Origin of the sequence: Oceanicaulis sp. UBA6590, from assembly GCF_002433705.1 — a bacterium.
In the GTDB taxonomy this organism is placed as follows: Bacteria; Pseudomonadota; Alphaproteobacteria; order Caulobacterales; family Maricaulaceae; genus Oceanicaulis.
Genome location: NZ_DJIQ01000066.1, coordinates 37,546 through 46,401, shown reverse-complemented (window position 1 = coordinate 46,401; position 8,856 = coordinate 37,546). Strand labels below are relative to the sequence as shown.

Genomic DNA, 8,856 nt, shown 5'->3' with positions numbered 1-8,856 from the left:
CTATACCGCCGGTGCGGCCATGCTGCGCGAGGGCAATCTGCCCGCCGTGGTCGTGGCCCCCGCGCACCTGTCGCGCCAGTGGGTGGAGGTGCTGCATCGCTTCACCACGCTGACGGCGTGGGAGGTGGAGACGACCAAGCCCTATGACCTGCCGCCGGCGGATGTCTATGTCTTCCGCTATTCCAATATCGGCAAATGGGTCGACGCGTTTGGCCAGTTCACCGATCAGGCCGGGCTGGGCCTTGTGGTGTTTGACGAGATCAGCGAGCTGCGCCACGGCGAAGACACGGTGAAGGGGCGGGCCTGTCTGAACTTCGCCCGCGCCGCCCGGCGACGTTTAGGGCTGGATGCGACGCCGCTTTACAACTGGGGCGTCGAGATCTGGACTGTGATGAAGTATCTGCGCCCCGAAGTGTTCGGCGAGCGCGGGGACTTCCTGCGCGAGTTTGCGCCCAGCGGGCGACTGGAAGACCCGCAGGCCGTTCGCGCCCTGCTGGTGGATGCCCACGCCATGGTGCGGGCCGAGCCGGTGGGCGCCATCCCGGTGAAAAAGTCCATCGTCCACGTCGATCACGATGTGGAGCAACTGGCCAGCGCTGAAGATTGGGCGGCGGAGCTGGCCCGGAAAGCCCGCGAGGGATCGTTTAACGAGCGCGGGCAGGCGGTGCGGGATCTGGACCTGCGCATGCGTCAGCTGACCGGCGTGGCCAAGGCGCGCAGTGTGGCGCGCCTGGCTCGCATGGCGATGTCGGATGGTGAAAAGGTGCTGCTCGCGGGCTGGCATCGCGAGGTCTATGACATCTGGCTGAAGGAGCTGGCCGAGTTCCAGCCCCGGCTCTACACGGGCACGGAATCTCAACGCCAGAAGCGCGAGGCCTTTGAGGATTTCGTGCGCGGCGGCTGCCAGTGCCTGATCATCTCGCTGCGCTCCGGCAAGGGTCTGGACGGCCTGCAAGCGGCGTCGAAGACGGTGATCATCGGCGAGCTGGACTGGTCGCCCGCCACCCATACGCAGGTGATCGGACGCCTCGCCCGGGAAGGGCAGGAGGCCGATGAGGTCCACGCCATCTTCCCGGTTGCTGCGGACGGGTCGGACCCGCCTATGGTCGAGATGACCGGGCTGAAGGCCAGCGAACAGCACGGCGTGCTGGATGGCGATGCGCCGCTGGATGTGAGCACGCGCGACGATGGCAGCCGCGTGCAGGCGCTGGTCAATCGATATCTGACAAAACAAGACGGGAGGGCGGCATGACGGACGTCAAACGCCCGGTGTTGCGATGGCATGGCGGCAAATGGCGGTTGGCCCCTTGGGTGATCCGTCACTTCCCGCCGCACCGGATCTATGTCGAGCCCTTTGGCGGGGCGGGGAGCGTGTTGTTGCGCAAGCCGCGCGCCTATGCCGAGGTCTATAACGATCTCGACGGGGACGTCGTCACCCTGTTCCGTGTGCTGCGCGATGAGGCCCAGGCGGCGAGGCTGATCGAACTGTTAAAGCTGACCCCGTTCTCGCGGGATGAGTTCCTGGCTGCATATGAGCCCACGGAGGATCCTGTGGAGCGGGCGCGGCGACTGGTGGCGCGATGCTTTATGGCGCACGGGACGACAGCCCGCCGCGTCAATCAGACTGGCTTCCGGGCCAAGGCCTATCGCCAGAACCAGACCGGGGCGCAGGACTTCTCGACGCATCCGGACACGCTGGAGGCGGTGGTGGAGCGCCTGCGCGGGGTGTGCATCGAGAATCGCCCCGCCGTGCAGGTGATCGAGCATCAGGACGGGCCGGACACGCTGCACTATTGCGACCCGCCCTATGTGCATCAGACGCGGACGGCGTCGCGTGGTTCGGCCAATGACCGGGCCTATGCTGTCGAGATGAACGATGACGATCATGTGGCGCTGCTCGATTGCCTGAAGGGCTGTCAGGGCCATGTGGTGCTGTCGGGCTATCCCTGCGCCCTCTATGACGACGCCCTGCCGGGCTGGACCCGCGTGGAGCGGGCGGCGCTGGCCGATGGTGCGCGCAAGCGCACCGAGGTGCTGTGGATCAATCCGCGCGCCACAGAGGCGCTGGCGGGCGGATCAGGTGCGCAGATGCCGCTTCCCATGGTTGGGGGTGCGGCATGAACGGGCCACGCCTGTCAGTGACGCCCGCCGGCGCGATCGAGGATGTGATCGCCGGTCACATGCGCGACAGCGATTATCGGGTGCTGTGCGCCCTGGGCACCTTCACGGATCGCCGGGGATGGACCACGCCGACGCGTCAGTCCCGCCTGGCCGCGCGGTGCGGGTTCGGGCGCCAGAAGGTGAATGAGGCGCTGACCGTTCTGGAATGGCTGGGCTGGGTCGAGGTGCGGCGCGCCGAGCGCGCGGACAAGCCTGCGGCTTATCGCGTGCATCTGGATCCGGGTGATGAGCGAGAGCCGGGAGATGCGCCGGACCAGTCGCTGGCGGAGTTCAAAAAATTGCGCCGGGGTGAGCCGTCCGCTGAGGCTGAGGACGGGGCTCAAGATCCCGCCGAAAACGGAGGCGATGAGGGCGCGACCCTGTCGCCCGTGGGCGACACCCCCCCTGTCGCCGGTGGGCGACAAGGCCCTGTCGCCCCAGGGACGACACCCCCTGTCGTCGCTGGGACGACAGCAGGAACGATTCCTTTTAACGAAAAAAAGAAACAAAAAGCGCCGGGTCCGGTCGCTTCGCCGCCGGATGGCGGCGACCGGACCGACGCGGTCGAGCCGAAACCCGCAGCCGACAGCGCCAAGCCCATCCGGTCAAAGACTCGGCGAGAGGGCGGCTCGGGCAAGGGTCGCGGCAAGAGCCGCCTGCGTCAGTTCAAGTCGGGCCCTGCGGAGCGACTGGCCGAGCGTGAGCCTGTGCCAGAACCCGACCTGCCCGAATACGATCATGGCTGCGCCGAGGGCGCGTTTCTGGACGCCATGCTGGGCGGGACGGGACGCAGCAACCGGCATGCGGCCCCCTGGCTGACGCCGGAGGGCGGGTTCCGGTTTCGGATCGTGCGGCATCCGCTCAACGGGGACGGGGTGAAGGGGCTGTATCTGGTGGCCGAGGACCAGGTCGCATTCCGGTCCACATTCACCGGGGCGATGATCCATTTCGGCTTTCCTGACACGGCGCTGGTCATCCCCGCGTTCTGGGAGCGGGCCAAGGCTCGCCTGCGGGATAGGGGCGCATGGCGCAGCGAATATGAACATGTCGGGGCCGATGCCCTGACCGAGACGGCGACAGGCCAACAGCGGGAGACGCGAGCATGAGCGGACAGGGCCGGATGATGGCGAGTGATGAGGCTCGTAAGGCGCTGAAGGAACGCGAGGCCGAACGTCGCGCAGCCATCGCGCGGCGGAAGGCCGAGAACGCCCGGGCGGCGCAGCGCAAGGCCGAACAGGTCTCGGCGCGGCAGGTTGCTATGAAGGCCGAGCCGCTGCCCGACTGGGTGGAGCGGCTGAAGCCCGAGGACCGGGCGCGGATCCGCGATCAGGTCGATGCGGATGAGTTCGCCGCGCGCCGTGACCGGGAGCGTTTGTTCCATCAGGTTAAGGCGGACTTGTCGCGCCGGACCCAGACGGCGGAGCTGGACGTATTCTCGGCGATCGCACGTGGGCTGGTCACCGATGGCAAGCATCTGCGCGCCCTCGCGCCGACCAAGCAGATCGCCGAGCTGGGGCTGGGACGGGGGCGGAACCCTGCCGTCTTGAACCGCAAGCAGCTGGCGGCGGCGTGCGCCTGGCACGACCTCTGGATGGAGAGCCGCTATGGCGCGGCGGCGGTCGATCCCTCGCGCGTCAAGGTCGATGGCGGCGGCGGCGGCGACGCCGAGCTGGGCCTGATCCGCGCGGCGGAGGCGGCGAAGCGGCTCCAGCGCCTGCGCGACGTGGTGGCGCGGGACGGGACGCACGGCAAGACCAAGCTCGAGCTGATGGTGTTCGTGCTGGAAAAAGATCAGCCGCTGCAAAACTACTCGCTGGTCAAAATCCTCAATGTTTCCGGGCGTGACCAGCTGCAGGGGGCTCGTCTCCTGCTGTTGACAGACGCCCTGTCAACGGTCGCGCGTCAACTTGGCTATTGACGTTTCGAACGTTCGGCGGATATACGTTTCAGTCATGAGGCGAAGTTGCGCCGACACAGACGCCCGGGCGGACGACCGCGCCGGGCGTCGTCATGTCTGGCCACCACTAACCCCTTGAAAACCCACGTCCCCAACCCGCCCTCGCGGGTCCTCCTGAGCCCTTTCGACGTATACGGGGCGTCTGAGCGCGGGACTTCACCAGCCACACAAGGTTTTGAGATGGTTGACGTTTCGGGCGCAGTTGACGGTTCAGGGCTCGCATCCCGGCTGCAGATCTATCGATTATCTGAGTTGCGTCCCTATGACCGGAACGCACGGAAGCATTCTAAGCGTCAGATCGAAGTTCTGGCCGAGCAGATCAGGGTCAATGGTTTTAATGCGCCTATTGCTGTTTGGCGCGATGGAATGATTCTGGCGGGCCATGGCCGTGTTGAGGCGGCAAAAAAAGCCGGGCTGACTGAGGTGCCTGGGCTCGACTGTTCGCATCTCACACTTGAGCAGGCCCGAGCTCATATTCTTTCCGACAATCGCATTGCTGAAATGGCGAAATGGGATGATGTGCTGCTAAGGGATGAGCTCGGCGAACTACACGATCTCGGTTTCGATTTCGAGATCACAGGGTTCAATCCCAATGAGCTATCGAAGCTGATTGAGGACTTTGATCTGCCGTCTGAAAAACGGGAGGTTGCGCGGTCAGCCAAGAAGCGTGAGCCGCTTCCGTGGAATGAGGCCTCTTCTGAATTAGATAGGACTCAAGACCCGACGCGCCAGGCAGCAACAGGGCCAGTTGAGGTAAAGACGAAACCCAAGCAGCCGCAGGCGGAGCTTTGGGTTCTGCCCGACCCTGAGTCGCTGGGCGAGCGTAAGATCGCTGATGCCGAAACTGATCCTCTGTTGGGTCCGCTCATCGCTAAGCAGGGGGAGCTTTGGATCATTCCGGCGCACCCCGAGGATCCCGATGGCCCTGCACACAAGCTGATCTGTGGATCTTGTCTGGAAGCGGAAACTGTCACGCGAGTATGCGGGCCCGGCGAGGCCGCGATGCTGCTGACTGATCCGCCATACGGCGTCGATTATGCCGGGAAAGTTCGAGCTCAGAACAAGGCTCTCGGTTTGAAGGGGAATGATACTGAGATTGCTTCGGATGATTTGCCCCTGGAGCAATTGCGAGCGTTCTTGGCTGATGCATTTTCAAATGCATTCACCGCTCTTCGTAAAGGGGGGGCTGTCTGGGCGTTTTCGGCCCCAGGCTCTGATGGTCAACTCGCTGTCATGCTCGGGCTTATGGACGCTGGATTGCCCACCCGCCATGGCTTGTCCTGGGTCAAAAACCAGATGGTCCTTTCACGCGCTGACATCAATTATCGCCATGAGGCGTTACATTACGGATGGAAGCCTGGCGCGGCCCATGTCTGGCACGGCCCAACCAATGAAGAGTCTGTTTGGGAATGCCCCAAGCCGAGGGCATCCAAGGCGCACCCGACCATGAAGCCGGTGGCTTTGTTGGAGCGGGCTTTAAGAAACTCCTCAGTCTCAGGTGATGTCGTGCTCGATCTGTTTGGCGGTTCGGGTTCAATTCTCGAGGCTTGTCATAACCGTGGTCGCTTGGCGCGAATGACCGAGTTGAGCCCGCAATTCGCTAGCGTGATCTTGCGGCGTGCGCGTGTTTGTGGGCTGACGCCGCGCCGCGAAGACGGCGCGTCGATCGAGGATGCAATAAAAAGCTACGATAATGACCAGCCGCACGCCGCCGGGGAGGGCGCGGCGGCGCTGAGCTAGGGAGGCTTCCCTGTGACGAACTCCCCTGCGCCTCGCATCGATCCTGATGCGAAACTGGCGGATGGTTCCCCGGCATACTTTCGCAGCGGTGCGGCTTATGCCGCCGCGCGTATAAATCCAGAGACTGGTCAGTCTTTTACTCGTGCTGCCGCCAGCAAATGGAATAAGGAGGGGCTCCTCGCTTTTGTTCCCGACCCTTTGCGTGACGGAAAAAAGCTCTTAGACGCGGCTGCATCTGACCGCGCACGTGATGAGCACCAGAACCCATTAAAGCGCCTCGCCCCTGCGCCAGGCGCCGCAGAATCTGCCGCTTCCACCGATCCTGTCCCGGGTGAAGCGGCGGCGTCATCCGCTGCGCCGACGGAACAGCCCCTCTCGTCGGATGCGGCGGATGACAATTTTTCCGGAGATGCGCGGCCCAGGCGTGATCAGACTCAAGAAACAGTTGGACGTGCGAAGGCGCACGCCGCCGTTATCGATGTTCGGTTGAAAGAGCTTGCATACAAGGAGAAGCTCGGCCAGCTCGTTCCGGTGTCTGAAATTCGCTATCGGGAAACAGCCCGCATGGGCGCTCTGCGGGACTCCTTGGTCCAGCTCGCCAGTCTGGTTGCGGAAGAGGCGAATCCAGATGATCCGGGCCGGGCGCGCAAGGCGATCATGGCGGGCGTTAATCAGGTTCTGAACCAACACATTGCCGAAGCGCGGACCGAACTAGCCGAAGCTGCCAGTCAGGCCCTGCAAGCGGCTGAGGAGCGCGCCGCCGAGCGTGTCGCCGCTCATGCCTGACGGGTCATCGCCTCAGTCTGAGTTCACGCCGGATCCCGCTTTCGCGTCTGATCCGGCCTATGTGTTCACGATGAACGCCCTGGCGGTCGAGGCTGCGGCGCTTGATGCCCTTGCGCCTCCGCCGCCCTTTGATCCGGGCAGCTGGGCCGAGGCGCATATCCGCTTTCCGGAAGGCTCGCCCAAACCCGGTCCGTATCGTCATACGACTGCGCCGTTCCTGGTTGAGCCGCTGGCGCGGTTGAGTCCCGAGGATCCTTGTCAGGATGTGGTGATGATCAAGTGCGCCCAGTCAGGCGGCACGGTCACTGCCGATTTGTTCCTCGCAGGCGTCCTGTCCAATCTTCGCGCGCCCGCCATGATGATCCAGCCGACACTGGGACAGGCCAAACAATGGGCGGAGAACAAGTTCTGGCCCATCATCGAGGCCAGCCCTGCGTTGGGCGGGGATGCGGAGCAGGGCATTATCGGCTCGGTCCTGCCACGGTCGGCCCGGACCGAGGGCGGATCGACCGGGCTCAAGATCCGCTTCATGAACGGCTCCTATCTGATGCTGGCCGGGGCCGAAAGCCCCAACACCCTGCGCCAGCACACGGTCCGATTCCTGATCCGCGATGACATTTCGGGCTGGGAGGAAGACGCCGGCGGCGAGGGTCATCCCATCGCCATCTCCGACAAGCGGGTCGATCTGAATTACGCGCTGGGCCTCGCAAAGAAGTTCGACATTTCCACACCGCTGATCCTGCGCGGTTGCGTGATCACCGCCAAATATGAGGCCAGTTCCAGGGGCCGCTGGTATATGGGCTGCGTCCATTGCGAGGCGCGTTTCGATCTGCGGATCGAGGACATGCAGATCGCCGAGAACGGCCCGCCCTGGAATGTCCGCTATGACTGTCCGGCCTGCGGGTGCGAGCATACCCACGCTGACAAGCGCGCCATGAATGCGCGCGGGATCTGGATCCACACCCGCGAGATCGACGGCGTCAAACCGCCCCGTGTGATCGCGACCGAGGAAGAGGCGCAACGCTGGCTCACCCGCGATCTGGGCGTTTACGCCATGCGTCCGGGCTTCTGGATCACCGGCGAGATGAACCCCTTCCTCACATGGGAGATGCTGGCCCAGAAACAGGCCGACGCGAAGGGCGACCCCAAGGCCGAGATGGTCTTCATCAATCTCGATCTGGGCCGCCCGTATGAGGTCGAAACCCTCACCCCCGATTGGGAAAAGCTCTACGCCCGCCGCACGACCGAGTTCTCCAAGGGCGAGGGCGCCTGGGGCCCGCTGGTCTTCACGCTGACGGTCGATGTGCAGCGCGACGGGCTCTATTACCTGATCAAGGGATACGACGCGGAAGAGCGCGGCTGGTATCTCGACTGGGGCTTTCTGGCCGGTGAAACGGCGGAAGCCTTCAAGGGCGCCTGGCCCAAGCTCGATGTGGTCGCCCAGCGGGGCGCGCCCTTGCCCGGCGGCGCCCAGATCCGGTTTGACGGCATCGGCGTCGATGGCCGCTATAACACCGATGCGGTGCATAAATGGGTCGCCCGCAATCATCATTTGGGCGCCAAGGTGCTGGTGGGCGATCCGGGCTGGACCAAGCCGCTGATCGCCCGCACCGAACAGAAAGAGGTCGGCAAGACCGGCAAGAAGAAAAAGTACGGGCTCAAGGTCTGGCACACCGGCACCTGGCCGGCGAAACAGATCCTCGTCACCCGATACGCCCGCACGCTCGACAAGATCGGCGAAGCGGGCCCGCCGCCGGGCTTCTGTTTCTTCCCGGGCGAGGCGGAAGAGGCGCTGTTCCAGCAGCTCACCTCTGAATACCTCAAGGAAGAACGCTCTAAATCCACCGGCTATGTGCGCCAGATCTGGGTGGCGCGCGGCGATAACCACTGGTTTGACACCGATGTGCAATCGGTCTGTCTGCTCGAACATATCGGCGCGCGTCGGGGTCGGCGCGGCTCCTGGTCCGATCAGCAATGGGAAGATCGCCGGGCCGATATCGAGGCGCTGATCGAGGCTGCGCGCGGGGATCAGGATGACCTGTTCGACCGCCCCTCCATCGGGCCCGCGCCGAAGGCGGATGTGCCCGGTAGCGAGAGCAAACGCGAGTCCGTCATGGCGCGTCTGGGGCGGTTGAACTCGGGCTAGCGTCTCTGCAGTTCTCGCCGGATCTCATCGACGAGCGTGTCGGCATCAGGTGCAACTGAAATGACAG

At 64.2% G+C, this 8,856-nt stretch carries 7 protein-coding genes; all 7 read left to right on the top strand.

Annotated elements, in window-relative coordinates:
- On the top strand, nt 1-1,252 hold a 1,252-nt coding region (locus tag B2Z70_RS14050; RefSeq protein WP_292984100.1), incomplete at its 5' end, for an SNF2-related protein.
- Nucleotides 1,249-2,121 carry a DNA adenine methylase gene (locus B2Z70_RS14045; protein WP_292984098.1) on the top strand — a complete coding sequence of 291 codons (873 nt, stop codon included), beginning with the start codon at nt 1,249-1,251 and terminating at the stop codon, nt 2,119-2,121. The genes B2Z70_RS14050 and B2Z70_RS14045, both read left to right, overlap by 4 nt.
- The gene (locus B2Z70_RS14040) at nt 2,118-3,266 is read left to right on the top strand and encodes a helix-turn-helix domain-containing protein (protein WP_292984096.1); all 1,149 of its coding nucleotides are present in this window, start codon (nt 2,118-2,120) and stop codon (nt 3,264-3,266) included. Before B2Z70_RS14045 ends, B2Z70_RS14040 begins: the two co-directional genes overlap by 4 nt.
- Nucleotides 3,263-4,078 carry a hypothetical protein gene (locus B2Z70_RS14035; RefSeq protein ID WP_292984094.1) on the top strand — a complete coding sequence of 272 codons (816 nt, stop codon included), beginning with the start codon at nt 3,263-3,265 and terminating at the stop codon, nt 4,076-4,078. The genes B2Z70_RS14040 and B2Z70_RS14035 overlap by 4 nt, the downstream gene beginning before the upstream one ends.
- Nucleotides 4,079-4,297: 219 nt before the next feature.
- Nucleotides 4,298-5,857: a site-specific DNA-methyltransferase gene (locus B2Z70_RS14030; RefSeq protein WP_292984092.1), complete on the top strand. Its 1,560-nt coding sequence runs from the start codon at nt 4,298-4,300 to the stop codon at nt 5,855-5,857.
- A gap of 12 nt (nt 5,858-5,869) precedes the next feature.
- Complete coding sequence (locus tag B2Z70_RS14025; RefSeq protein WP_292984090.1) at nt 5,870-6,643, top strand: hypothetical protein; 774 nt, start codon at nt 5,870-5,872, stop codon at nt 6,641-6,643.
- On the top strand, nt 6,624-8,789 hold the full coding sequence (locus B2Z70_RS14020) for a terminase gpA endonuclease subunit (RefSeq protein WP_292984088.1): 2,166 nt from the start codon (nt 6,624-6,626) through the stop codon (nt 8,787-8,789). Before B2Z70_RS14025 ends, B2Z70_RS14020 begins: the two co-directional genes overlap by 20 nt.
- The last annotated feature ends 67 nt before the right edge of the window (nt 8,790-8,856 follow it).

Bases quoted from the DNA above. Each gene is read 5' to 3' on its own strand.
- B2Z70_RS14045 (WP_292984098.1), top strand. From the start codon at position 1,249: ATGACGGACGTCAAACGCCCGGTGTTGCGATGGCATGGCGGCAAATGG.
- B2Z70_RS14040 (WP_292984096.1), top strand. From the start codon at position 2,118: ATGAACGGGCCACGCCTGTCAGTGACGCCCGCCGGCGCGATCGAGGAT.
- B2Z70_RS14035 (WP_292984094.1), top strand. From the start codon at position 3,263: ATGAGCGGACAGGGCCGGATGATGGCGAGTGATGAGGCTCGTAAGGCG.
- B2Z70_RS14030 (WP_292984092.1), top strand. From the start codon at position 4,298: ATGGTTGACGTTTCGGGCGCAGTTGACGGTTCAGGGCTCGCATCCCGG.